Source organism: Gluconobacter cerinus (genome assembly GCF_025961355.1).
Lineage (GTDB): Bacteria > Pseudomonadota > Alphaproteobacteria > Acetobacterales > Acetobacteraceae > Gluconobacter > Gluconobacter cerinus.
Genome location: NZ_JAOQNM010000001.1, coordinates 2,899,949 through 2,924,783, shown reverse-complemented (window position 1 = coordinate 2,924,783; position 24,835 = coordinate 2,899,949). Strand labels below are relative to the sequence as shown.

At 52.0% G+C, this 24,835-nt stretch carries 21 protein-coding genes and 1 pseudogene; 12 read left to right on the top strand and 10 right to left on the bottom strand.

Going from position 1 to position 24,835, the window contains the following annotated elements:
* Positions 1–159: 159 nt before the first annotated feature.
* Positions 160–1,083, top strand: coding sequence for a LysR substrate-binding domain-containing protein (locus M2305_RS13730; protein WP_264649674.1), 924 nt, complete (start codon positions 160–162; stop codon positions 1,081–1,083).
* A gap of 112 nt (positions 1,084–1,195) precedes the next feature.
* Here M2305_RS13730 and M2305_RS13725 read toward each other — a convergent pair whose 3' ends face one another.
* Positions 1,196–2,773, bottom strand: a complete 1,578-nt coding sequence (locus M2305_RS13725) for an FAD-dependent monooxygenase (protein ID WP_264649673.1) — start codon at positions 2,771–2,773, stop codon at positions 1,196–1,198.
* Positions 2,774–2,896: 123 nt separating this feature from the next.
* Here M2305_RS13725 and M2305_RS13720 point away from each other — a divergent pair, with 123 nt between their 5' ends.
* Entirely contained in the window at positions 2,897–3,280 is a 384-nt protein-coding gene (locus M2305_RS13720; protein WP_264649672.1) for a MarR family winged helix-turn-helix transcriptional regulator, read from the top strand.
* Positions 3,281–3,330: 50 nt separating this feature from the next.
* On the opposite strand, the gene M2305_RS13715 is transcribed toward M2305_RS13720, so the two are convergent.
* Entirely contained in the window at positions 3,331–4,278 is a 948-nt protein-coding gene (locus tag M2305_RS13715) for a GlxA family transcriptional regulator (protein WP_264649671.1), read from the bottom strand.
* A gap of 81 nt (positions 4,279–4,359) precedes the next feature.
* Between M2305_RS13715 and M2305_RS13710 the strand changes: the two genes are divergently transcribed.
* Positions 4,360–5,046 carry a DJ-1/PfpI family protein gene (locus tag M2305_RS13710; protein WP_264649670.1) on the top strand — a complete coding sequence of 229 codons (687 nt, stop codon included), beginning with the start codon at positions 4,360–4,362 and terminating at the stop codon, positions 5,044–5,046.
* Positions 5,047–5,252: 206 nt separating this feature from the next.
* Here M2305_RS13710 and M2305_RS13705 read toward each other — a convergent pair whose 3' ends face one another.
* Positions 5,253–6,170 carry an AraC family transcriptional regulator gene (locus M2305_RS13705; RefSeq protein WP_264649669.1) on the bottom strand — a complete coding sequence of 306 codons (918 nt, stop codon included), beginning with the start codon at positions 6,168–6,170 and terminating at the stop codon, positions 5,253–5,255.
* 141 nt (positions 6,171–6,311) lie between these two features.
* On the opposite strand from M2305_RS13705, the gene M2305_RS13700 reads away from it, so the two are divergent.
* Positions 6,312–7,532 carry an MFS transporter gene (locus M2305_RS13700; RefSeq protein ID WP_264649668.1) on the top strand — a complete coding sequence of 407 codons (1,221 nt, stop codon included), beginning with the start codon at positions 6,312–6,314 and terminating at the stop codon, positions 7,530–7,532.
* Positions 7,533–7,700: 168 nt separating this feature from the next.
* On the opposite strand, the gene M2305_RS13695 is transcribed toward M2305_RS13700, so the two are convergent.
* Positions 7,701–8,684: a zinc-dependent alcohol dehydrogenase family protein gene (locus M2305_RS13695; RefSeq protein ID WP_264649667.1), complete on the bottom strand. Its 984-nt coding sequence runs from the start codon at positions 8,682–8,684 to the stop codon at positions 7,701–7,703.
* An 80-nt stretch (positions 8,685–8,764) separates the two neighbouring features.
* On the opposite strand from M2305_RS13695, the gene M2305_RS13690 reads away from it, so the two are divergent.
* Positions 8,765–9,112 (top strand): winged helix-turn-helix transcriptional regulator, encoded by a 348-nt coding sequence (locus tag M2305_RS13690; RefSeq protein ID WP_264649666.1) that lies wholly within the window; start codon positions 8,765–8,767, stop codon positions 9,110–9,112.
* A gap of 97 nt (positions 9,113–9,209) precedes the next feature.
* Here M2305_RS13690 and M2305_RS13685 read toward each other — a convergent pair whose 3' ends face one another.
* A complete protein-coding gene (locus M2305_RS13685; protein WP_249196717.1) occupies positions 9,210–9,392 on the bottom strand; it encodes an amidohydrolase in 183 nt (60 codons plus the stop codon).
* A 210-nt stretch (positions 9,393–9,602) separates the two neighbouring features.
* A complete protein-coding gene (locus M2305_RS13680; RefSeq protein ID WP_264649665.1) occupies positions 9,603–9,917 on the bottom strand; it encodes an amidohydrolase family protein in 315 nt (104 codons plus the stop codon).
* A 310-nt stretch (positions 9,918–10,227) separates the two neighbouring features.
* Here M2305_RS13680 and M2305_RS13675 point away from each other — a divergent pair.
* Positions 10,228–10,626: pseudogene (locus M2305_RS13675) on the top strand (LysR family transcriptional regulator); the annotation flags it as partial.
* A 573-nt stretch (positions 10,627–11,199) separates the two neighbouring features.
* On the opposite strand, the gene M2305_RS13670 reads toward M2305_RS13675, so the two are convergent.
* The gene (locus M2305_RS13670; RefSeq protein ID WP_264649664.1) at positions 11,200–11,535 is read right to left on the bottom strand and encodes a hypothetical protein; all 336 of its coding nucleotides are present in this window, start codon (positions 11,533–11,535) and stop codon (positions 11,200–11,202) included.
* Positions 11,536–11,661: 126 nt separating this feature from the next.
* Here M2305_RS13670 and M2305_RS13665 point away from each other — a divergent pair, with 126 nt between their 5' ends.
* Positions 11,662–11,889 (top strand): DMT family transporter, encoded by a 228-nt coding sequence (locus M2305_RS13665; protein WP_338085679.1) that lies wholly within the window; start codon positions 11,662–11,664, stop codon positions 11,887–11,889.
* Between the two features lie 99 nt (positions 11,890–11,988).
* Here the strand turns inward: M2305_RS13665 and M2305_RS13660 are convergent, their stop codons facing one another.
* Positions 11,989–13,227: a YdcF family protein gene (locus tag M2305_RS13660; protein ID WP_264649662.1), complete on the bottom strand. Its 1,239-nt coding sequence runs from the start codon at positions 13,225–13,227 to the stop codon at positions 11,989–11,991.
* Between the two features lie 247 nt (positions 13,228–13,474).
* Here M2305_RS13660 and M2305_RS13655 point away from each other — a divergent pair, with 247 nt between their 5' ends.
* Entirely contained in the window at positions 13,475–15,892 is a 2,418-nt protein-coding gene (locus M2305_RS13655) for a TonB-dependent receptor (protein WP_264649661.1), read from the top strand.
* Between the two features lie 80 nt (positions 15,893–15,972).
* Here M2305_RS13655 and M2305_RS13650 read toward each other — a convergent pair whose 3' ends face one another.
* On the bottom strand, positions 15,973–18,018 hold the full coding sequence (locus M2305_RS13650; RefSeq protein ID WP_264649660.1) for a phosphocholine-specific phospholipase C: 2,046 nt from the start codon (positions 18,016–18,018) through the stop codon (positions 15,973–15,975).
* A 1,194-nt stretch (positions 18,019–19,212) separates the two neighbouring features.
* Here M2305_RS13650 and pxpB point away from each other — a divergent pair.
* The 4 genes from pxpB (at position 19,213) to M2305_RS13630 (ending at position 23,473) form a co-directional block, all read left to right on the top strand.
* Positions 19,213–19,914, top strand: a complete 702-nt coding sequence (gene pxpB / locus M2305_RS13645; protein WP_264649659.1) for a 5-oxoprolinase subunit PxpB — start codon at positions 19,213–19,215, stop codon at positions 19,912–19,914.
* On the top strand, positions 19,911–20,903 hold the full coding sequence (locus M2305_RS13640) for a 5-oxoprolinase subunit C family protein (RefSeq protein WP_264649658.1): 993 nt from the start codon (positions 19,911–19,913) through the stop codon (positions 20,901–20,903). The genes pxpB and M2305_RS13640 overlap by 4 nt, the downstream gene beginning before the upstream one ends.
* A gap of 189 nt (positions 20,904–21,092) precedes the next feature.
* Positions 21,093–22,076, top strand: a complete 984-nt coding sequence (locus M2305_RS13635; protein WP_264649657.1) for a DMT family transporter — start codon at positions 21,093–21,095, stop codon at positions 22,074–22,076.
* Positions 22,077–22,210: 134 nt separating this feature from the next.
* Positions 22,211–23,473, top strand: a complete 1,263-nt coding sequence (locus M2305_RS13630; protein ID WP_264649977.1) for an MFS transporter — start codon at positions 22,211–22,213, stop codon at positions 23,471–23,473.
* 49 nt (positions 23,474–23,522) lie between these two features.
* On the opposite strand, the gene M2305_RS13625 is transcribed toward M2305_RS13630, so the two are convergent.
* Positions 23,523–24,725, bottom strand: coding sequence for a pyridoxal phosphate-dependent aminotransferase (locus M2305_RS13625; RefSeq protein WP_264649656.1), 1,203 nt, complete (start codon positions 24,723–24,725; stop codon positions 23,523–23,525).
* Positions 24,726–24,835: the final 110 nt, after the last annotated feature.

Here is a 24,835-nt window from a genome sequence, read left to right as displayed (position 1 = left end):
GCTGTTCCCGAGCACAGGGGATTTGGCATGCTGCGAGCTCCGTTGGGGCGGTTATTGGCATGTCACACACAAGTCCTTTCACGGGCTATCTTAAACGTGTGACTTTTTATAAAATAGATGGAATATTCTCACCGTATCTGTCAGTTTTTATCACGGTTTATGCGCCATCTGCCTCCTCTCAATGCCCTGCGTGTTTTCGAAGTTGCAGCTCGGACAGGCAGCTATACCGAGGCCGCGTCGGAACTGGGCCTTACTCATGGTGCGGTCAGCCGTCAGATTGCCTTGCTGGAGAGTTGGCTGGGGCAGCGGCTTTTCAGTCGATCCGGGCGACGTATGGTTGCAACACCAATTGCCCGCAGTTTCGCAAGTGAGGTCAGCGGCGCCTTCGAACGGATGACAGCCGCTGCCGAAGCATGCGGGCTCCCAGATGCGCGCCGAATTCTGCGCGTCAATGCGCCGGTCAGCTTTGCCATGCGTTGGCTGATCCCAAGACTGGATCTTTTCCATGCTGCCTATCCGTCGGTGGAAGTTGTGGTGACGACTGTCTCAACGGTGCACGAAGACCTCCGCGGCGGCTTTGATGTCGCTATCCGGCGGGGTATGGCAGGCGCTGGTGCATGGCCACATCATCGTGCCACTCATGTGCTGGACGATGTCGATACGCTGATTATGAGCCCATCACTGTTTACTCAGCGGCCAATCCTTGATCCTGCCGATCTCGAGGGGCACAGGCTTTTGGCTACCGAGACGCGGCCGGGAGACTGGATTGACTGGCTTGAGGCTGCAAAATTGCCTCATCTTATCGGTCGTCCCCGGACGCTATTCGATCATTTTTTCATTACCCGGCAAGCTGTGATGGATGGGCTGGGCATCGGGATCGGCCCCTTGCCAATGCTCGATATCGACATCGCGATGGGGCATCTTGTGACACCGTTCCCACATATTCGGGTACAGCGGACCGGGTATGTCGCGTTGCTTCCAAAAAGCACCGAAGATACCGAGCCCTCAACACGTTTCGTTGAATGGCTCGCAAGAGAAGGGGCGGCCGGACAATACCAGTTGTCTGAAGGACAAGCATCGTAAGCACCTGTTTTTTCTCTATCATATTTACAGTTCAGGGTATTTTCTTCCCAGGCTCAATCTATCCTTGAGCAAGCTGACAGGGCACGTCTACCTACGAGCATACCCCATAGTTTCAGCATGCCTCATGTGCTGATCTGAGAATTTTCAATAAATCTTCATGGCGAAATATTCCTGTTCGCACGGCCTTCCAGATAACAAACCCGTCGGCGCGGACCAGCACGGCTCCTGTGTCGGAGATCCCATAAGCGGCAGGGAAAGCGCTCTCGGGATCCTGGAGGTCACGCCCGACAGCAAGACATTGCACCGGCAATCCGTGAAGGCGACATGAAGTCTCTGCCGCCCGGCACCAGGATTCCGCATTGTTTCCCGCCAAGAGCACCAGACTTTCGCCGAAAAGGTCGAGGCTGGACAGACGCACGCCAGCCTGATGCAACCAGATATGCGGTGCGCGCGTCCCTGGCTCGGCATGGAGATCGCGCGGATGTACAACGATCGGATTAGGAATGGTCTCGACGTGAGCGAGGATCGGATAGCGATATCCCATGCTGATCATGTCCTCATCCAGAACCGGCTGAAGCGCCTCAAGCGGAAGCTGAACATTTGATCTCTGTGCCAGCCTTGCCGTGGCTTGCGCGACAACCATTTGCACGACAGGCGCGCGCTCGGCCTCGTAAAGATCGAGCAACGATTGCGGAGCGTTATGCTGAATCACAGAGACAAGCTTGAGGGCGAGGTTATGGGCGTCGTGAATGCCCGTATTGGCGCCAAAGCCGCCGAGAGGCGGGGTAGAGTGAATAGCATCTCCGGCCAGAAAGATCCGGCCCTTCCGAAAACTCTCGGCATACCATGACGAAAGGCACCACGAATGGATGTCGACCACCTCGATCTGTTGTGATGGCAATCCCAGACATCTGGCCGCGAGTGCGTGGCAGTTCTCGGGCGTAAAGCGTGCAATATCAGCAGGGTTTGTTAGGTCATACTCAATGCTTAAAACGACTGAGGTGAGATCAGTGCTCCAGGACATGAAGCCGGAGATATCGGGCTGTTGCACCCATGCGAAGCTCAGAGGCCGTCCTCGCAGCGCTTCGCGGATATCACAGCGGATCGTGATGCTCATGGAGTGGACAAGGTCACCCAAGCCTACAGTCCCGATCCCCAAAAGATCGCGCACTATGCTCTTGCTGCCGTCACATGCGATCACGAAATCGGCGTGAAGCAGCGTCTCTGTGCCATTAGCAGCTTTGATCGTCGCGGTTGCACCATCCTCATGCTGCTCAAGTGCCGTCAGGGCATGAGCAAAATGAATACGCGCCCCAAGGCGCTCTGCCGTATCGCGGACAACACATTCCAAATCCTGCTGCTTGATGGAAGATGCGACGCAGGGCGAGGCTGCGCTCTCACCGACCGCTGGCAGTGTCCAGCGCCGGATCTCGTCTCCTGTTAGAGAGTGAACGATTGCCGCCTCGCTCAGTGTCCCTGGTGGGGTTGTGATCTTTTGTTCGATACCGAGAGAGCGATAGAGTTCGATGGTGCGAGGATAGAAAAACTTGGCGCGCAAACGCTTGGACGGAGAGGTACGCCTTTCGACAAGAACGGTATCAACGCCGTGTTTTGCCAGAAAAGCGGATGCCGTTAGTCCGACAATTCCGCCACCGATGACAAGAACCTTACACGAAGAGGGGATCGACATAAGGGGAAAGACTCCTTAGATTATCTAACAATATGCTTAGGAGATCGAACTATTATTTCTTCAGAGTCAAGTGATCGCTTTGCGCGCTACGTCCCTACGATCCAGCTTTTTGCTGCCCGGCTTGTGCTGTTTCATCAGAAAGTCGCCGAACGCCTTGGCCTGACAGCGACGGAATTCAAGTGTTTACGGCTGATTGATCTGCTTGGGCCGCTGCCGATGACCAGCCTGGCTCAGGAAGCCGGCCTGCAGCTTGGCACTGTCTCAGGCCTGATCGAGAAGCTGGAAGCTCAAAAGCTGGTCGATCGCGCACGGGACCCGGCCGATAAGCGCAGGGTGCTTTTGAAGGCGCGCATCTCGATTTCGCAGCAGGCGTCAGTGCTCTACCGGGAACTGGGAGAGACGATGCGACAGGAGCTGGACGGCTACAGCGACGCCGAGTTTGAGGTCATCATGCGCTTTCTCACGCGGACAGGTGAGGCGCTTGCGACGTCAATCAAGGCGCTTTGACAGGATTATAAATTGTATTCCCAGTCAGGAGGAGCTGCCTGTAAATCCAGTTAGGTTGTCGTAGCATTCCGGCGCATCGCTTGAGGTGGTTGGCCAAATGCCCGAAGAAAGGCACGGCGCATGCGTTCTGGATCATTGAAGCCGGTGTCGTTGGCAATTGCCTCGATGGGGGTCGTGGAATGTTCCACGCGCTCACGCGCTGCTTCCAGTCGTAAGCGCTCGACTGCTCTGGCCGGGCTCATGCCGATCGACAGCCGAAACGTCCGGGTGAAATTGCGTGGGCTCATCGCCACTTGAGCGGCCAGTATTTCGATGGTCAACCGGTTCGACAGATGGGAGCGTATCCAACCGAGTAATGCTGCGAAACGTCCATCACATCCGCCCATTTCCAGTAGCGCCGAAAACTGTGATTGTCCGCCTGGCCGCCGATGAAACACCACCATCTGCTGCGCGACATGCCGGGAGACTTTATCCCCCAGATCTTCGGTAATCAGGGCCAATGCAAGATCAATGCTCGCGCTGATGCCCGCCGAGGTCCAGACTCCCCCATCCTGAATATAGATGGCATCGGGATCGACGCTCACATCAGGAAACAGGCGAGATAATTCTTCAGCGCGCTGCCAGTGGGTGGTGGCGCGTTTGCCATCCAGAAGACCAGCCGCCGCCAAAAGGAAAGCTCCGGAACAGACACTGCACAGCCGTCGCGTAGACTCTGCCCGCGCGCGAAGAAAAGCGCGCAGATCCGGACACTGCATGGCGTTACGGCTTCCGTTACCGCCTATCACGATCAGTGTGTCCAAGGGGCCAGCCTTCCACATAGCCGTCGTATCCAGCGCTACCCCTGCGGAAGAGCGGACGGAGCCGCTATCGCGAGACAGGAGCGTAAGCCCGTAGGCATTATTTGCCATTCCTCCTGCAATTTCAAACGCAGTGATCGGGCCTGCGGCATCAAGAAGCTGGAAGTCGGGATAAAGCAGGATGCCAATGTGTTTTATCATGGCTCGAAATGAGGGATCATTGTCCTTTCGTCAAGTCTTGCTTTGGAGCGAAGGTATGTTTGTTCGTTAAGGAATTTCACCATGAGCCGCTCGCCCTTCAGTATCCTTTTCGCCGTGTATCCGGGCATGACACAGCTGGACTTTACAGGGCCACATCAGTTTCTCTCTCGCGTTCCCGATAGCGAGACGTTGGTTGCCAGCCCCAGCGGCGAAGCAGTTCCCAGCGAGGGGCTCGTTTTTGCAGACACATATCGACTGGCCGACGTGGCTCAATGCGATCTGTTATGTGTTCCGGGCGGCGTCAATGCGCTTGATATGGCGCTCGATGCAGAATTTATTACTGAAATCCAGCGCCTCGGTGACGGTGCACGCTATGTGACGTCGGTTTGCACGGGTTCGCTCATTCTTGGTGCGGCGGGGTTACTAAAAGGGAAGCGAGCGGCCTGTCATTGGGCATGGCGTCATCTGTTACCCTTGTTCGGCGCTATCCCGGACGAAGGACGCGTGGTGCGAGACGGGTCCGTATTCACTGGCGGCGGAGTAACAGCCGGTATCGATTTTGCCCTGACTGTACTGGCTGAAATTGCCGGTGAGGAGGTGGCCAGAACGCTCCAGCTTGGGCTCGAATATGACCCTGCGCCCCCATTTACTGGGGGTAGGCCAGAAACTGCGCCACCAGAGATTTTGGTGCGCTACCAAGACCGGATTAAGCCGCTCCTTGCTCAGTATGACGCTCAGGCACGAAAATCTGCCGCCCGGCTTTCCTAAATCACTTGACGAAAAATGGGGACATGAACACGAGCGGTGCTTGGTGTGGAAGTCCCGGAAATTCTGCCAAACACGTTATATTTCTGGCTAGCCACTAATCGGGGTGAACAGCGGCTGATCGCGCTAATACTTTCTGGTCACGCGCGGAGCAGGGCCTTTGTACTTTTAACAAGAAAACTACGAAAAATTACCCGTGTAAGCGGAAGCTAGTTTCCCGGTGTGCGACGACTGTAGCCGGGTGACATCCCTGTGATCCGCTTGTATGCGCGACTGAAGGCGGCCTGTGACGTATAGCCGAGGCGATCGGCGACTCTCTCAATGGACATCCTATCGTAAGAGAGCCAGGTTCGGGCAATACGCATTCGCAGTTCTCCTGCGTACCGCAAGGGCGAGACGCCAATCGTTTCCTGAAATCGCTTTGCAAACACGGAGCGTGAAAGACCACTTTCAATTGCCAGTTCCGCTACGGTCCAGTCACGTCCAGGCTGGCGATGCAGGGCTAGAATGGCCCGTGACAATCTCGGTTCTCGAAGAGCCGTTACGAAGGCGGAGCTGTTGCCGCAGCCGCATTCGACCCAGCCTCGGACAATAACTGCCATTACGACATCCGCCAGACGGGCAAGAATGCCCGCATCTCCCACACGGCCTGTGCTGGCTTCCTGTTCCATGGCCGTTAAGATTGGCATGAGTTCAAGATAACGTTGGCTCGTAGCATCAATCATCATGAGCTCTGGCATCAGGGGGACAAGTCCCTGCAGCCCGCCCAGATCGAACTCCATACAGCCGCTAAAGAAAATTGTGCGGGCGGCGCCGTTAGCGCAAGCCTCCAGCGCACAAACGGTCTCGCTGAGTGGAATGACATCGCAATGTTCGATATCCTGAACTAAAGCCGTCGGGTCTGAGACGATTTGATGGGCACTGCCTTGCGGCAGAAATACTGCATTTCCTGCCGAGATTATCTGAAGGCCACCATCTTCAGTGAGTAGTTTTGCCGTGCCGGTCGCAAGGAAATGGAAATAGGCGCAGCCGGGTTTGTTTTTGAAAGCGAATCCAAAAGAAGAAGCCGCATGGATGCGACGATATTGAATTCCGCGCAAACGCATTCCTAGGAGCAGTTCGCTCATGAGGTCAGAGGACGGAGCGGTCTGGTACAATGATGAAATGTCCCGGCGTTATAATCAAAAAATACGGATTTATAGTCATAGATCGTCCTGAATGATCTGCCTAGCCTGCGCTATAACAGCAATTCTTAGGACGGTTTTTTTATGAGTGATGCATATCTTGACCCAGGCATTACTGACATCGGCAGGATAGACGACAAAGAGCCCAAATCTCCCGAATGGACGGCGGTCTTCTCGCTGGCCATGGGAGTTTTCGGACTTCTGACTGCGGAGTATCTACCTGCAAGCCTTTTGACACCCATGGCGACGGGATTAGGCGTCTCAGAAGCGTTAGCCGGACAGGCGGTCACCGTAACGGCAGTGATCGCCATGTTTTCTGGGCTGCTGACGGCCACTCTTACCCGGCACATTGATCGCCGTATTGTGCTTCTCGCCTTCAGTCTGCTGATGATCGCATCCAACCTGTTGGCAGCTCTCTCATCCAGCCTTGTTATACTTCTCTTCATGCGGGTTCTACTAGGCATTGCGCTGGGGGGCTTCTGGAGCATGGCAGCAGCTGTTGCCATGCGTCTTGTTCCCGCAGCGCTCTTGCCGCGGGCTCTCTCGATCATTTTCAGCGGCATTTCTGTGGCGACTGTCGTGGCCGTACCGCTGGGAAGTTATCTGGGCGGTCTGTATGGGTGGCGAGCAGCCTTTTTTGCCGCTGCCGCACTTGGATTTCTTACTCTGGCTTTTCAGTTTTTCACACTTCCACCTCTAAGACCTCATAGTCCGGCCCGTTTGGGAACTATTTTGGATGTCCTGCGCCGGCCCGGGATTGGCATGGGAATGCTATGCTGCACCCTTGTCCATACGGGTCAGTATGCCCTGTTCACCTATATCCGTCCCGTGCTCGAAAGCGTTATGGTGATCAATGTCAGAGGTCTGGCGCTGGTATTATTGGCTTTTGGCATCGCAAATTTCGTTGGAACACTGGCTGCCGGATGGATACTTGAACGTAGCCTACGCGCTACGCTCGTCGTCATGCCAGTTCTGATTGGGGCCGCAAGCTTGGGTCTGATCCTGTTACCTACGGGGATAACCGGGCAAGTGCTGCTAGTAATCTTGTGGGGAATGGCCTTTGGTGGCGTTCCCGTGGCATGGTCGAACTGGGTCGCACATGCGGTGCCAGATCAGGCTGAAAGCGCCGGTGGCATGGTCGTCGTCTCCGTACAGTCCGCCATCGCGGCTGGGGCTGCTGTGGGTGGTCTAATGTTCAGTATCGGCGGTGTAGTCGGTGTGTTTGGGGCCGCTAGTGCAATTCTTCTATTCTCAGCTTTGCTGATTGCACTCCGGGTTCGGACCAGTGTCCCTTCCTCCGCGTGATGCGGAAGAAGGGACAGATTTCCAGGGCTACATAAAGAGCGATCTAAGCGTTTCGACGGCCTGCTACATTTGAAAAATAATAATACAGGTATCGAATACTTCGCCCTATAATCTAAATTTAAGCTACGATTTTACTAGCTCGTTTCTACGTTATTTTCAATCAGACCTTTATTCTCCGATCCGTATTACCAGTTTACCAAAGTGACCTGCGGCTTGCAAAGCGTCATAAGCCGCTTCTGCGTCTTCAAACGGAAAGATGCGATCAATCTGCGGGGCAATGTTCGTTTTGACCAAGGCTCGTAAGGTCGCGACAGGACCCACATAAATGCCCTGAAGCGTGATCCGCTTTTCAAGGAGAACCCCCGTATCAACCGGCCCCTCGAAACCAGTCAGCACGCCCATAAGCGAGATCCGGCCGCCGAGGCGGGTCGCTTTCAACGTTTTGTTCAGGGTTGCCGGACCTGCGACGTCAACAGCCAGATCAGCACCTATTCCATTCGTCAGGCGCAGAACTTCATTCTCCCAGTCCGGCACGCTGCGATAGTTGATCAGGTGATCGGCACCCAGGGCCCGGGCGCGTTCTAACTTCTCATTCGAACTGGACGTCATGATCACGCGTGCGCCTGCCATCTTGGCGAGTTGCAGAGCAAAGATCGACACACCGCCAGTACCGAGAAGGAGCACGGTCTCCCCCGGCTGGACGGGGCGTCGCTCGAACAGGGCGGACCATGCCGTAACCCCTGCGCACGGAAGGGTGGCAGCAGCCTCGAAAGTCATGGGGTCAGGAATACGAACGACGCCAGTTGCGGACACCACGATCCGTTCGGTCAGAACCCCATCAGAGCCCGGGCCTCCAAGGCTAGCCCTTTTAGCTTCGGTGAAGTCTCCATCCAGCCATTTCGGCATGAAAGCAATCACGACACGGTCGCCAGTCGCATATCCCTCGACACCGTCGCCAAGGGCTGAAACCACCCCGGCGCCATCCGACATCGGAACCAGATCGCTAAAGCGCTGTGCTATGAGAAGATCACGATAGTTCAGGGATGCCGCCCGAAGATCAACCACGATTTCGCCATAGCCCGGGCTAGGATCTTCACTCTGGACAAGCTGAAGTTTCGGGAGATCGTGTCCTGTCAGGATGTAGTGTCGCATGGAGATTCTCCTTTTCCCTGACAACATATAATCTTATCTGGTCATGGGCAGGAGTACGTACAAAATGAACATGTACTATCATGAAGGATAGTGTCCCCCGTAGAGGCCGTCGCCGACAGGCTGGCCGCACGGGCTGTGCTGTGGAAGCAACGCTCTCCGTTATCGGCGGCATCTGGAAGCCGGTCCTGCTGTTTCATTTGCTGGAAGGTAAACTGCGCTTTAATGCGCTTTGCCGTTTGGTGCCTTCGGCAACGGCCCGGATGATCACACTGCAATTACGAGAGCTTGAGGCAGACGGTGTCGTCAATCGCATCGTTTATCCAGAGGTGCCACCGAAAGTTGAATACGAATTGACTGAGCTTGGACGATCTTTAGAGCCTGTGCTTGTCAGTATGCGGGACTGGGGCGCCCGGCTTCAGAAGGCGTAGAGCGTCGGAAGGCTGACGCGTCAGGTATTTAGAATGTATGAGGCAGATTTCCTGTCAGCTGCTCCCAGTTTTCATGCGCAAATGCCTGCCTATCGGCCTAATCCAGACCGCAGTTTTCGAGAAAGCGTCGTGCATCGCCGCCGGAGCGGTATTGGTACGGATAGTCGGTGGAAAACAGCAGTCTGTCCCGACCGACCACCGGAGCCGCCTGCTCCAGATAGTGCAGCATGAACATCCCGCTTGCCGTGACATACAGGTTGCGCCGGCAATACGTCGCCATGGAATGGTTTAGCTCAGAAACGCGATCCATGTTGGCAATACGTCGGCATAAAACAGGAAAACGCTGCATCCACTAGGGGGCTGAACCCGGAGTAGTAGGCGTTTCGGACTGTCTTCTCTGGCGCTCGGGGGTGAAGCAGGATGGCGGCCTTCAGCGCCGCAGCACTTTGGAAGATCGGAAGCAGGTCAGTATGGTCCAGGTTCCGGTGGCCTACATGCCCGCATAGCATCCTGGCCTTGAGCCGAGCGTTCTGACACAGCGCTCGAGTTCCAGCGCTGCTTTGTCGGGGATCCCCACGGGCAGCGTCGCGAGCGCCTGAAAGCGGTCGGGATGATGGGCAACCGCTTCTGCTGCCACGGCATCGTTCGCACAACGTGCTAGTTCGACACTGTCGGGTCCAAGATCGTGCAGTGATGGAGTAGTGAGCGACAGCACCTGCACGTCCAGCCCTGTTTCATCCATGAGGGCCAGTCGTTCTTCTGCGAGATTGGTTGACTTCTTCTCAAGCGACCCACCGAGGAACACTACGCTCGGATCAGTCGCTTCTAAACCGATGGCGAACTAGGCGTCCCTTATCTCAGGCGTTAGGAAATGCATCTTCGATGCCGATCAGCTTCACGGAATAATTCCTTTCCGCCGACTCCCGTCACGACGGACAGACCTGTTTTCACGTCAGAGAAAACAGGGATGGAACCAGAGCAGGCGCCAGACGCATAAAAATCAATGTATCATTGAATCCGACGCTATCTGCGACCGATCATCGTCTATAAGCTCAGGGCATGGGGAAAATCTTTTTAGGGCGTTGGATGTGCTGCTTTAAGAGGCCAGCGTAACCGAGGCGACGCGCCGGCTTGGGCTCAGTCCATCCGCCATAAGTCGCACGCTGACGCGGCTACGCTCGGTCACCGATGATCCATTATTGGTGTGGGCAGGGCGATATCTCGTACCGACACCGTATGCGACGGATATTCGTGAGCACGTTCATACCCGGACCCGTGACGTGCGGGCCGTCCTGCGGCCGCAGCATCGGGAGCTGGATTTGCAAACGCCGGATCGGACATTCGTTCTGCGCGCTAATGAAGGCTTTCTGAATATTGTTTCAGCCCCTCTGGTGACGGCTATTCTGAAAGAAGCACCATGGGTTCGCCTACAGTTTGCACCCAAACCTGACAATGATGCGCTGCAACTGAGAGAGGGCGGTAGCATCTGTACCGACCCTATCACTTCGCGTTGACATTTCTGATGAGCATCCTCGAAGTGACTAGCATCAAGTTAATTTAGGCCTGTTTTTATTACGTATAATTCTCAGGGCATATTTGCGATATTGGTATTGCCAGAGATAGATTTTATTACCTCAGTCATAGTTGAAGTCACCAGATTAAAATCGCGCTCTACAAAGCTGCCAGGCAATTCTATCCATAGGCGAGACGGCTCGCCGGAGTAGAATATCGGTATCGACGTTGCTTTTCTATGAGCGGGCAGAATTGGATTACAGCTATCGCAATAAAGGAAATCAGCGACGCTTGACGCGCGATACTGATACGGATCACTAATGCCTAGAAAGCCAGACTGACATAGGCAGAAATTAAAGATACTTTCGCGACCCCACTTCAATATTCAGAATGCTTCCCGCAAAAGTCTGACGACGTTTATCATTCCCTTGCCGTGCAGCCATTAAAATATAACTGTATAATCTCATAATGTTACGAGACCAATTTAAACGTTATCTTGAGCACGATTGCCTTTGCCCTGCCAAGTTTCTGCTAAGAATTCCTAATGATATCAGAGAAATTTCTTTGTTGAAAAATTATCTCAACAGAGCATAGCTTGAATTCATTGACACGAGGCGGCCCATTTGCAACCGCCGCAAAAGCGTTTTACTCGCAGCGCTTACTTTGAGGCAACCCATATATATATATATATTTTGACGCAGATCTTCAGCTAAGAAAAGCTTGGACAACACAACCGCCACATCGCCATTTTCCCTTTGCAGAAGGGGGGCCCCTGACCAATTTTCTAAGGTTTTGAAGAGCTGAATAACACAATTTTTCCTGTTGCCCATTTTTACGAAATTAAGACTTTGGATCTTGCTATAGGATGCGTGAAGTTTTTCCTTAGCAACACGTTTGCTAAGGAAAACCATCTGAAAACTCTTGAATGCTATGAAATTTCGATGAAATGGATTATTCTCATTATCGTAAGTCTCTTTGAAATAATCTGAGCACCAGCCATGAAACAGTCAGGAGGACTCTCACAGCTTTAGCCTTCTATCATCACGCCCGTGGGTATGCTGCTTAGCTTCGGACTTCTTTCAGTGGTTATGAAATCTCTACCCGTGGGGACGGCTTACACTGTTCGGACAGCAATAGGCGCGATGGGAACATTTCTGGTGGGGGTTGTTATTCTAAGTGGAGCGCTTAGTGCGATCCTTATAATTTTCGGACTTGTCTTGATGAAAATTTTTATTTCCGATTTGGTTAGAAAGCGGCATAAGTAGAAAATTTCGTGACTGGGTCATAATCCTCTATGGATATTATTAACACCCAATAATCGCGCTCTCGATATATATTTTCAAAATATTAAGAATTATTATTCATTACGGATCCAATGGATCCTGAGGATCTATTTTATTACACCCTCTGTTAGAAATAAAAATCGTCGCAAACGGTGAAAGCCTTTGACCGATCTCTCCTGGCTCACACTTCAGCTCAGTCATATTGCGGCTAAAGAAAACTGTGCTTGAAATATAATCACTTTGACTCGGATCCGTCACGATCAGTGCGGGTTTATTCTCTGGGGCTCCAAGAATTTGCAGGTACCGCGAAACGTTGCGTAGGTTCGTTGTTGTGTGACGCGCATAAGGCTCAGTAACAATGCTTCTTTCGGGAATATGAAAACGCTCAATCAGAAAACGTCTCATTTCATCCGCTTCCACGAAATTCGTATGGGCGGGATGCACTGCCCCACCAGAGACAATTATGAAAGGAGCCAGCTGTCGATTAAAGCTCTCAACCGCCAGCGTGAGGCGAAATTTTCCTAACGCCGAGAGTTGCGTATGTGGATCTTCGGGGCCTTCGCCGGGGACAATAATGGCTGTGTATGGGTAGCTTTTCCAGTTCAAATGGCGTGCAAAAACCAAAGATGGCGCATTCCAGGTGTTCCACAAACCAGAGAAGCGAACGGCGTCCATTCTATCATTTGCGTCTAAAAGAAAGACGGCATTCACTAGAGCTTCTTTAAAAAATGGGTAAGCGAGACCTTGGTACTGAGATTGGTCACTTAAAATTTTGGTTTGTATTCCCATAATAAGATTAGAAAAATCTTTTGCTGTTACGTCCACAGAGGCGGCGTCTATTTTTGGATACCGAGGGGCACGCCCTTCACCATACACCGACAGAATGTAATTGATGGCGTCTGCGTCCCGGTTCCACTGCATTTCATCATATTGCAACTGGGAATGCTTGGGGATTCTTTGCAAAATCGCCCCAAAAACTTCTCGCTCGTGTTGGGTAATTTCCCATGATTGGACCACGCAAACGGGATGTGGCGTACAGTTTAAGTTATCTCTCAATCTTTGATGGCGCTCATGAAATAACGCGACAATATCTGGAGAATAAAATACTTCTTTTTCCCATGCCGAATTCGTCATGATACCCGTAAGGCGAGGGAATATTGCGTCCTGCAGCGCCTGAATTTTACTGTCGTGATCAAGAGCTGGCTGCACAGGTGGAGTGACTGTCAGGTAGATACCCAAAAGGGCACAAAAAAGCAGAGCAATCAAAATGCCGAATAAAGCCAAAGCAGGTTTGCCTGCTTGAAGAAGATATCGTTTCAAAGCGGGCATCTCCGACAGCAGAACACGTTAATTTACCATGATTCAGAAACCCTACGAGGCAACTGAACTTATTGAAACCCACTCTGTGAGACAGAAGGTGGATTTCAACAAAGCATCATAAAAGCATCATAAAAGCATCACACACAGAGATTTACGCCTCCCGTAAAAGATGGCCCGTTCATTACGAACGATGTCGTGGGCGCCCACGACGCTCGCTCTCTGAGACAGTGATCTCTCCAGGATAACGATGACCACTAAACGTTCAAAGGCCTCCCATAGCCTCTTCCGACGGCGGCTTCTTTCCTCCTGCATCATGGTGACCTGTGGTCTCACCGTTATTGATGGGGACGCGTTTGCCGGGGCCCCAACAAAAATTCTTTCGCATCATAAAGTGGCACCCCACCCAAAAGCGGAGACACCATCCAGCCGACGTGTCCCCACACATCAGATTGAATCGCGGTCCAAGGCCGAAGAATTCAATGTACATGCTCAGCAGCATAATGTGGGAGGGGGCCTTCTGGTCAGGCAAAGCGCGCCTGTTTCGGTCAGTGAGGTGTCACGTGCCTATATTTCCAAACAGGTCCCCACTCTCTCTCCCACGCAGCTAATTGCCAGTCTGCCAGGCGTTCAGGCTGGGAACGAAGGCCCTATTAATACTGAGACTGAAACCATGCATATCCGGGGCCTTGACCAGTCTCAGATCGGGTTTCTGTTCGAAGGTGTACCTGTTTCAGATGCCTTCAGCTATGCGCCGTGGGCGACATCCATGGTCGACAACGAGAACCTTGCTTCAGTCAAGGTCACGCAAGGATCGGTTGACCTCACTGCTCCGCTCTACAATGCGGACGGAGCAATAGTTTCGATGCAGGAAATTCGTCCAACCGATAAATTCGGAGGATATATTGACCTGTCAGGCGGAACACACAGCTTGCAAAAGCAGTTTCTCCGCTTGAATACAGGTGAAATCGGGCACAGTGACGTCCGCGCATTTGCGTCCTTCTCTCACTCAGCTGCTAACGTATGGAGGGGGCCGGGCAAGATCGAGCGCTATCATGTGGATGCCAACGTTGAGAAGCGGTGGGCCCCGGGAAGCAGCACAGACATCGTTTTTGGCTACACACGCTCACATCAGAATATTTACAGAAACCCGAGCCTGTCGCAGTGGAAGCAGTATGGAACAAGCTTCAATTATACTGGAACCTATACTGCGGGAGATACTAATTATTATAAAATAAACGAACGCTTTACCAACGTCGTATTCGGCGCAATGCATAATGATTTCAAACTTTCTGACGAACTTGCGCTCCACATCGAGCCTTATACGACGTTCCAGAGAGGCCCCAATAACTACGGATCAACCATCCCCATTGCAGGAGGTTATCTTGGTACCCAGCAGTATGGGACGTTGGACGGATATGAGGGTCAATCCGGTAAAGTCACCGTCGAGAGCGTGCATCCCTGGAAGCAAAATACCAGCGGCTTCACAACCAATCTTGACTGGAAGACAAAGCATAACACACTTTCACTGTTTTATTGGTATTCATACGGGAACCATACCGAATACCAGCATCAATATGCGTTGTCTCCGTCTGGAGACTGGAGCTATAGCCAAAAATATCTGACGGTTAACGGTGTGGCCATTACGGGTTATCAGGAAAATACCGTTCAACAGGTCAATGCAATCGGGCTGGACGACAAACTTAGCCTGCTTGGAGACAAGCTCCTTATAGACGCCGGGTTCAAGGCCTCCATGGCGTCCGTCAGTGCCACACAGAACCTTCCTGGTGCTGATCCCTACAAGGCTGGGAAGAACTATTTTGAACCTACCCCTCAGTTGCTTGCCAGTTACCACATCACCAAGAACGATCAGGTCTACATGAATGCGACGACATCCTACAGATTGCCGGCCGGTTGGAGCCCTTACGTTCCACAGTTTTCAATGACGTCAGCAACCCCTTCGAGCACACCGTCAAAAAATCTTGGTGCAGAGTACTTCATTGGACAGGAGGTAGGTTACAGACATAATGGGCCCATCAACGTTTCTGCGTCATGGTTCCACTACAACTTGACCAATCACCAGATCGGCAGCTCATCTTACCTGCCAGGAACCAGCGTCCTTATCAGCACGCAGATTGCCGCTGGCGGTGAAGAGGCATGGGGACTCCAAGGGGAAATCGGAACACGCCCATGGCACCATATCAGTGCTTATGCCTCTGGCCAGTTTCTCCATACCCGCATTGGCAACAATGTTGATGCCGGGACAGATTATCTGCCCACAAAGGGAAAGCAGGATCCTGGTGCCCCAAAATGGAGCGGTGCTATTGGCCTGACATATGACGACGGCATCTATTTTGGTAACTTCAACCTGCGTTATCAGGGCGCACAGTATTCAACTCTGATGAACGACCAGAAAATTCCTGGGTATATGACTGCGGACCTGAATCTCGGCCGCACTCTCCCGTCCTTTAATACGCGCGTTCATCCGAAAGTCATGCTCAACCTCGTCAATATGGGAGGCGTGAATTATCTGTCATCGATCAGTGGATTTGGACTGACCGCTGTGAAACAGAAAGGTATTTTTGGAAATACTGTCAGTGCTTCAACACCAACTTACGTGGTTGGCTCAGCATTCACCGCAGTTGTGACGCTCGCGGCAGACTTCTAACTACCCGATGATTTAGTTGCAAAATTGTGAGCCCGAAAGCAGCTGTATGCTTTCGGGTTTTGACTATTTCAGACGGTCTGTTAACCAATCGCAGGATCAGTTATGCTGTGATGGCCATTTTCAATGTGACCGCAAAGACGACAGAGCGCCCCATTACTTCTTACGGTTAGATCGTACCATCCATGCGCTTCTGTTGTGTCAATTTCGATCTGGGCGGGAGTGGCATTCACGGTATGCGATGTCTTGCGCTGACTATACCCATCTTCCACCGAGAAATCCGCCAACGCGGCAGCGAAAATCAGAAGCAGACGTTGTGATGCGGGTTTGGACACGCTTGTCAGCCTGAAGGCTTGTTTTTGATCAGTCACTTGCCCTGAAAACTGACGAAAAAAACCATTAGGGCCATGAATATCGATGTCATAATGGCCAGGTTTCGATATCGGCCAGTGATCCTCAAGGCTTTTCCCCGGCTCAACGGTATAGAACCTCGGGCGCGTCATCCCTGATTGATCCCGGACGTGAAAAACGGCTGTTGCGCTGCCTGAATTTTGGAATTTCAATTTTAACTGATGCTCCGACGGGAGGAGCCATGTCGTGACGTGGAGATCATAGGGAAGCGCCCGTGCCCGTCGTGTGCCAGCTTCCTGACGAGGCATGATTTGTTCAAGCGGCAGTTTCACGACCGAGTTGGTGTGAACGACACGATCTGGCGGCTCATATGAAGCTGTGAGAGGAAGTGATGACAAAGAGCTGTTCGGGTTTGAAAAATCAAAAGCAGATGTGAGGTCTCCGCATACCGCGCGGCGCCAAGGTGTAATCTGCGTCTCAGTCAGTTCGGGATGTTCGTCACCAAAACGACGCTCGATAAATCGGATGAGAGACGTATGATCGAAAACTTCTGAATTGACCCATCCTCCTTTGCTCCATGGCGAGATCACCAGCATCGGTACTCGCGGGCCCAGTCCATAAGGTCCTGCGTCGTGAGTTGCGCTGCCAGCAAAAATCTCATGGTCAACAGAAATTGTAGACTGACCATGAGCCGGGCTTACGGGTGGGGCAGGAGGGACAATATGATCGAAGAAGCCATCATTTTCATCGTAAGTCAGGAACAGAGCCGTCCGGCTCCAAACTTCCGGATTGGAGGTCAAAGTGTCGATGACGCGTGAGATGAACCAGGCGCCATAGTTGGCTGGCCAGTTTGGATGCTCATCGTAGGCATTGGGACACATCAGCCAGGAAACCTGAGGCAGGGTACCGGCCGTGACATCCTTCTGCAGGTCGTCGAATAAGGTCCCTGAAACGGCAATATTAGTTCCGGTGCGAGCCTTCAGAGCGAGCGGCTCGTGAGGAAGGGCGGTCTGATATTTGACAAAGCGAAGAAGAGTGTTGTTGGCAGAATTGCCGATGTAATGATCCCGGTCATCTCCCCAGCCATTTTCCGCCGTCAGCCCCGATCCAGTATCCTGATAGATTTTCCAGGATAGTCCTGCTGCTTCCAGCCGCTCCGGATAAGTTGGCCAATCACAGACCAAGGCATCGGTTTCAAGTTGGGGCCCATGACCTTTACCGTCATTTCCGGTCCATCCGGTGAACATGTAATTACGATTAGGGTAGGTCGGTCCCATGACGGAACAGTAATAGGCATCGCAGATTGTAAAAGCGTCTGCGAGTGCGTAGTGAAAGGGAATATCCGTCCGATTGAAATGGATCATCGTCGTCGTGGTTTTATGCGCGATCCAGTCATCCCATCGTCCTTCATTCCAGGCACGATGTGTTGTGTTCCAGTCGTGAGGGGTATCTCCAATAAAGCTTAGCCCAAGATTTTCCTGTTTGGGCCTGAAGGGAAGGAGCTCTCCATCGCCGTGCGGCTGCCGCCAAACCGGTTTTCCGTTAGGTAGCCGCGCAGTGCGTGGATCTCCAAAGCCTCGAACACCCGAAAGCGTACCGTAATAATGATCGAAAGAGCGGTTTTCCTGCATCAGGATAACAATGTGGTCCACATCCTTGATAGATCCTGTTCTGTTGTTAGCAGGCAAAGCCATTGCGTTCCGAATACTGCTTTGAAGAGCGGTTGCGGCAAACCCAGTTCCCAAAAGCTTTAAAAACGCACGACGATCTTGAGGCATGCTCTCTTTCCAAGAAATTTCTTAATATTTAAAGAATTTCCCCACATATTAGTGTGAAGTTTTTATTTTTTAAATTTTAATATATAGGTGATTGTATTGTTAGGTCTAGTTTTCAGGTTTAAATATATAAACGAACATAAATAAATTGATTATATTAGGGAACTCGAAATATCGGTGGAGAAAACATACTCATTCAGACCACTGCAGAGATACTACAGCCACACCAGCACAATTTCGCGCGTGGTTCCCGTCATCTCAAACTACACAGGTCACCGGGTTTTCTACTAAAAGCCTATGGCACGGTGACAAATCTGACCTTGGTAACGATGTCCCCAATACGAAGGCTGACAAGATCACAACCTCTGAGCTTGCTCTCGAGTACGGGGTCAAACAAAGCTTTATCTATGATACTGCGTTCTTTTTTTGAAAAAAATAAAGTAACCAAGAGAAATCTTCCTTCGATAAGTCGCCTCCCTCCAAATATATTTCCTACATTGCGGTGTACATATGCCTTAAATAGAGGAAATAGAAAACGGTTTTTCCTATATAAAATTTTATATTAATCAATTTAATATGCATCTATTAGAAATATTAATGAAAATATCCACTAATAAGGAAACCATTACCTAATATCATCTTTTCAGAAACTTGAACCTCTCCTTCATAACCGACATAAAGGCGCAAAAGGGCGCTACAGATTCAAAGCGACCACTCAAGCAGCCTACACAAATTCTTGAAGGTGCTACTAAACTAGACGTTTTAGCGATGACAGAACATCAGGATATTCAATCTGTCTCGCTACGGGGCGAAGGCGTAGTTGACCATGCCATCACCGCTGTCGGTCACTGTACCTCCGGGTTGGTCAGATTGGAATACAACCACAAAAAATAGGGATAACCTTGCAGGTTTAGGCGGCACGCTTACATAGTTCCATATGACGGAATCATTTGAAGACCTGAATTATTATAATGTTATTTGGAAATTAACAAATCATGGTTTTCGCCATTTGAAATGAAGCCACTAGAGCTCGTCAACCATGGCTCATAAGTTTTGACGATAATACAATTGCGAGAAAAGATTTCGATGAAAGATAGCAACTGTGTTTTTAGTAAGAAGACTAAATCAAATGATTGATCCGAGAATTTCCAAATGTAGCGTGTGAAAACTCTGGATCGATAGGCTGGAGAACATCTCATGCTGCGAAACATGGCGGGAGAGCTAAGTGAAGGGTCTATGGAGCAAAAAATAGGCCCGTGCATCAGCATGATGGGAACTCGGGCCATGCTGTTTGAGGCGCCTGGAGACTTCACACTCGCACAGCAGCGCCGCATCTGGGCGCTTACAGAAGCATCCCGCGAATGTCGGGACGTCGCTGAAGTGATTGTTGGTGTGACTAATCTGATGTTGGTTTTCTCGCAGGCGCCTGAAAACCCGAAAGTCGTAGCGGACTGGCTTCTGAAAGCCTGGGACACGCTGCCGGAACGCCATATCAAAGGAAAGCTGTTTGAAATCGGCGTCCGTTATGGTGGTGAACTCGGGGAAGACCTGGTTCATGTCGCAGATCATGCATGCCTGTCTAGGGAAGACGTTATTTCCATTCATCACGGGGCCGAATATACGGTCTGTGCTTTGGGAAGTGTTCCTGGTTTTGGGTACCTTCATGGGCTGGATCCAAGGATCGCAACGCCTCGAAAATCGGTGCCCTCTTTAAAGATGCTGGCAGGAACCGTTACCATCGGGGGCAGGCAGGCAGGTATATCGGCTTTAACCGGGCCTAATGGATGGAATTCGATCGGCTTTACGGAAATATCGTTATTTAATCCCAATCAAGAATCTCCCTCCTTGTTTGCGATGGGCGATCGGATCAGGTTCTATCCGGAAAGTATTAATCTGTGATTACAGTTCTTCAAACACAGTCACAGAATACTGTTCAGGATCTGGGGCGTTTTGGATACCGGGAACTGGGTGTTGGTACCGCCGGGGCAATGGATGGTGTTGCGCTTCAGGCCGGGAATATCCTTCTGGGAAATCAACACGACGCAGCAGCTCTGGAAATCCAGACGTTTCCTTTTGTCGTCAGGTTCGATGAGGCGCGTTTTGTTGCTGTTACGGGGGCGGATGCGAAGCTCGATCTGTCCGGCCAGCCTTTTCTTCCATGGACGCTGAAGCACGTTGAGGCAGGGCAAACCTTATCGATCGGTCGTCCTGCCGTAGGGGCGCGCGTTTATCTCTGTGTACAGGGAGGGATTGAAGTTCCTGCAATTCTTGGTTCACGCAGCACACAGCTACGCGGTGGTTTTGGTGGTCTTGAAGGACGTTTCCTTGTGCCTGGGGATGTTTTGAAAACCGGCGATGGGCCTGAGAGGCACTCGCTCTGCGGCGCTTTGCCACCAGGACAGAGGCTTGAGCAACTGAATCTGGCAAAAAATGTTATCGGGTTAAGGGCCATTCCGGCGACAGATTATTTCCAGTTTCCGGAAGATGTACGTCATCGCTTCTGGAATACGGACTGGAAAATTTCGCCGCAGAGCAATCGCACCGGTTATCGTCTGAAAGGAGATCAGGTTCTGCCTGAAAGCGCTGTCGAACTGAGGTCCTATGGTGTGGTTCCGGGGATTGTTCAGGTTCCCCCGTCAGGTGAGCCGATTGTGCAGATGGCTGATGCCAATACGGCTGGTGGCTACCCCAGAATAGCGTCCGTCATAGAGGCTGATCTCTGGAGGCTCGGTCAGGCGCCGGTCGGATCCAGAATCAGATTTGTGCAGTGTGATCATGCCGAAGGAATTGCTGCGATGTCGGCAGTCACGTTGTATCTATCTGATCTCATGCGGGTTGCAAGCCTCTACCAGGGAGAGCGTACCACGCTTTCGCAGGCAGTTTCCTGACGTCTTGAACCCCTGACGTGCCCAACCATAACGAAACATTATGGTTGGGAAACAAATTCCTATGAGAGAACCATTCATAATCATCTTACACTCTTAAAAAGTGCAAAAGGGATGTCTTTTGATGAAGATATTCCGGATAAATAACGAACCATGTTTTGACGTGGAGGTTATTCGGGAGTCAGGCAAACCGTGCGGCATGATCTGAAACGAGGCGCAATGCTGCTGGCGACTGCTACGCTGTTCAGCGCCATGGTCAATGCTCTTCAGAAGCTGACCGGGGTTCACCTGCCTGCTGTGGAAATCACGTTTTTCCGGAATTTTTTCTCTCTGCCCTTCGTGCTGCTGATTGCCAGCAGAAAAGGGATGGTCCTCAAAACCAATCATTTTGGTGGCCATGTCATTCGTTCGGCTGTTGGTCTGACCGGAATGATCATGGTGGTGGTTGCTGTTACCCGGCTGCCGCTGGCGGAACAGCAGATCCTGTCTTACACGCAGCCACTGTTTCTGGTCTTGCTGTCCATCCCTTTGCTGAATGAAAAACCATCCCTGACGCACTGTATTGCCGTTCTCATTGGTTTCTGTGGTGTACTGTTTGTTGCGTTGGGTAAGAACCCAGCATCCATGGTTTCGGGCATTGTCATTCCTCACTGGGTGTATCTGTTGGCGATTGCGCAAGGGGCGGTCGGAGCACTGACGGCCATGCAGATCCGGCAGCTTTCCGCCACGGAATCCAGCACGACCATTGCGATCTGGCAGGCCATCCTCATGACAGTGGCAACCCTTGTTGCTCTGCCGTTTGTCTGGGTTTCTCCCGGAATAACGGATCTGTTGTGCCTTGTTGCTGTGGGGGCATTCGCGGGGATTGCCCAGATTCTTCAGACGGAGGCCTTTGCCTCGGCTCAGGTCTCGGCTGTGGGGCCTTTCTCTTATACCGGCCTGCTCTGGGCAGCCCTGATTGGCTGGCTTGGCTTTGGGGAGCTGCCGGGTGTGACGCTTCTGCTCGGTGGGTGCCTGATTATTGGCTCGGGTGTGTGGATGTTGCGCGTCGATCGAAACAAGCAGTCCAGACAGGTTGTTACGCCTTCCAGTGCGGAGGCTTTCAGCAGTCAGGACGCGGCCCTCGAGGCCAGTGAACTTACGAACGAAAATCTGGAAAGGACGCCTTCGGCCTGATGAAAATGCGCAAGAATCTGCGATTTTTGAATGTCGAATGTCCTGATGGGACGTCTAATCCCTGACCGAAAAGGAGAGCGGGCATGTCTGAATTTGGAGTTGCAGGATCCGATGTTGAGGACGGCGCACCAGCCATGAAACTCTCCCGTATCAACACGGCGTCACAGAAGACGTCGGCTACCACATACCGTTATGTCATGTTCGGATTCATTTTCTTCATGTACATGATCAGCTATGCGGATCGTGCCGCCTTATCCATTGCGTTGCCGGCTTTGGGGCAGGAATTCGGATTGGGTTCGGTACAACTCGGATGGATATCTTCGAGTTTCCTGTGGTCCTATTTTATTCTGAATCTGCCATCGTCCATTCTTCTTGATACCATTGGGCCTCGCCTGACGGGTGTGATTGCGGTGGCGTTATGGTCGTCTGCCATGGTGTATGGGGGGACGGTGTCCACCATCCGGCAGTTCATTATGTCGCGGGTATTTCTCGGGATCGGTGAAGCCCCAACTTTTGGTGTTGGGAGCAGTGTCGTGCGTGCCTGGGCGCTTCCCAAGGAGCGTGGATCAGTTTTGACAACGCTTTTGACCGGACAGCAGATCGGTCTGGCGCTTGGTACACTGGCTGGGGCGTTTCTGATTGTACGGTTTGGCTGGCGGTTCGAGTTTGCAGCGCTCGGGGTCATCGGGCTGCTCTGGGCTGTATTCTGGTGGCTTTTCTATAAGGACTCGCCCTATAAGCCTGTTGCCGAGAAGAAAGGCCCAATTACCCGGGCACAGTTCTTTTCCCTTTTTAAATCCCGTTCATTCTACGCGATTGTCATTACGCAGTGCCTCGGAAATTATTTCAATTTCCTCGTGATGTCATGGCTGCCGGTCTATTTCATTCACAAATTTCATCAGGATGTTTTTCAGTCCGGTGCGAAAAGTGCGGTCTGTTATGTTTCCGCATCGTTTGGCGCAATTCTTCTTGGACGCTTTCTGGAGACTTCGGTTCTGCGTCACAGAACGGAAATTCATGCCCGTCGTATCATCGTCTGTACCTGCATGATATTGAGCGCAACTGTAGGCCTTCTTCCTTTCATGAACTCGATGTCTCTGACGCTTGTTGTCATGGGGGTCTGTCTCGCAGGAATGATTGCGGGAAGTGGCGCCAATACCGCTCTCCTGGCAGATCTTCTGGATGATGGCAGCAAGATTGGCACCGTAACGGGGCTGACCCTGACTTTCAGTAATCTGTCCGGGCTATTTGCACCGATTGTTACGGGGTACATCGTGGCAGGGACGGGCAGTTTTGATATCGCGTGGTTTGGCTGTTCTGTGGCTCTTCTTGTGGCCGGTCTGACGTCCCTGTTCATGGTCAGCGGACCTATCAGGACACTCTTCAACAAGGCATAAAAAAAGGGAGGAAGCTCAGGCTTCCTCCCTTTCGCTAAAGCGGCCTTGATTAGCTCAGGCTTGCAACGAATTCTGCAATCCGGCGGCATCCCTCACGGAGCGTATCCGTGTCTGTTGCATAGGAAATGCGGAAGAACGGGCTGAGGCCATAAGCCGTACCTTGCACGGTTGCGACCTGCTGTTCTTCAAGCAGTGCCATGACAAAATCCGTATCGGTATCAATCGTTCTGCCGCTGGTCGTCTGCTTGCCAATGCAGTCCGTAATATCCGGATAGACATAAAACGCGCCCTGAGGCGTATGGCATTGAATGTCCGGAATGTCATTCAGAAGTCCGACCACAAGGTCACGGCGTTTCTGATATTCCGCAGCACGGTCTTTCAGGAAATCCTGAGGGCCTGTCAGCGCGGCAACGGCCGCAGCTTGTGCGATAGTATTGATTCCGCTGGTGGCCTGACCCTGCATGTTGTTCATGGCCGCTACGAGGTTTCGTGGCCCGCCACAATAACCGACACGCCAGCCCGTCATGGCATAACTCTTCGAGACACCATTAACCGTCAGGACACGGTCTTTCAGGCGTGGTTCGACTTCTGCCAGAGTGTGGAATTTGAAGTCGTCATAAACGAGATGTTCGTAGATGTCGTCTGTCATGATCCACACCTGCGGGTGCTTCAGCATGATGCGGGCAATGCTTTCCAGGTCTTTCTTTGATGCGCATGTTCCGGTGGGGTTGTTGGGGAAATTAAGGGCCAGCCACTTGGTTTTCGGCGTAATGGCGGCTTCCAGATCTTCCGGCGCCAGACGAAAACCGTTTTCCGGGCGACAGGGAACCTGAACGACCTTCGCGCCTCCTAGTCGGGCAAGGTCAGCGTAGCTGATCCAGTAAGGCGTTGGGAGAATGACTTCGTCGCCCGGATTGCAGGTCGCCATCATGGCGTTGAAGATGATCTGCTTGGCGCCGTTGGCAACGAGAATTTCGTCGAGATCGTAATGGAGGTTGTTCTCGCGCAGGAATTTCTGCTGGATCGCTTTTCTCAGCGCGGGTTTGCCGTTCTGGGGAGGATATTTGGTATCCCCGCTTCGGGCAGCCTCAATAGCCGCTTCAATGACATGATCCGGGGTTGGAAAATCAGGCTCGCCGGAGGAAAGTCCTACAATTTTCAGTCCCTGGGACCGTAGTTCCGAAGCCTTGTCAGTCATTGCCGCTGAAGCGGAAACGGAAATTCCGTTCAGTCTGTCTGCGAAGCCGGGCATCCATTTTTACTCCAATGGGTGGATGGTCAAACAAACCAGAATTCTTCTTCTAAAGGCTTTGCAGAACGGTTTGATACCAAAGAAAATCCTTTGCCCCTATCCAATAAAGA

Coding starts and splice junctions, on each gene's coding strand:
- pxpB (WP_264649659.1), top strand. CDS start 19,213: ATGCTGCGAAACATGGCGGGAGAGCTAAGTGAAGGGTCTATGGAGCAA.
- M2305_RS13705 (WP_264649669.1), bottom strand. CDS start 6,170: ATGAGCGAACTGCTCCTAGGAATGCGTTTGCGCGGAATTCAATATCGT.
- M2305_RS13710 (WP_264649670.1), top strand. CDS start 4,360: ATGAGCCGCTCGCCCTTCAGTATCCTTTTCGCCGTGTATCCGGGCATG.
- M2305_RS13685 (WP_249196717.1), bottom strand. CDS start 9,392: ATGGCGACGTATTGCCGGCGCAACCTGTATGTCACGGCAAGCGGGATG.
- M2305_RS13650 (WP_264649660.1), bottom strand. CDS start 18,018: ATGCCTCAAGATCGTCGTGCGTTTTTAAAGCTTTTGGGAACTGGGTTT.
- M2305_RS13725 (WP_264649673.1), bottom strand. CDS start 2,773: ATGTCGATCCCCTCTTCGTGTAAGGTTCTTGTCATCGGTGGCGGAATT.
- M2305_RS13630 (WP_264649977.1), top strand. CDS start 22,211: ATGAAACTCTCCCGTATCAACACGGCGTCACAGAAGACGTCGGCTACC.
- M2305_RS13695 (WP_264649667.1), bottom strand. CDS start 8,684: ATGCGACACTACATCCTGACAGGACACGATCTCCCGAAACTTCAGCTT.
- M2305_RS13690 (WP_264649666.1), top strand. CDS start 8,765: ATGAAGGATAGTGTCCCCCGTAGAGGCCGTCGCCGACAGGCTGGCCGC.
- M2305_RS13670 (WP_264649664.1), bottom strand. CDS start 11,535: ATGGTTTTCCTTAGCAAACGTGTTGCTAAGGAAAAACTTCACGCATCC.
- M2305_RS13625 (WP_264649656.1), bottom strand. CDS start 24,725: ATGCCCGGCTTCGCAGACAGACTGAACGGAATTTCCGTTTCCGCTTCA.
- M2305_RS13700 (WP_264649668.1), top strand. CDS start 6,312: ATGAGTGATGCATATCTTGACCCAGGCATTACTGACATCGGCAGGATA.
- M2305_RS13715 (WP_264649671.1), bottom strand. CDS start 4,278: ATGATAAAACACATTGGCATCCTGCTTTATCCCGACTTCCAGCTTCTT.
- M2305_RS13655 (WP_264649661.1), top strand. CDS start 13,475: ATGACCACTAAACGTTCAAAGGCCTCCCATAGCCTCTTCCGACGGCGG.
- M2305_RS13730 (WP_264649674.1), top strand. CDS start 160: ATGCGCCATCTGCCTCCTCTCAATGCCCTGCGTGTTTTCGAAGTTGCA.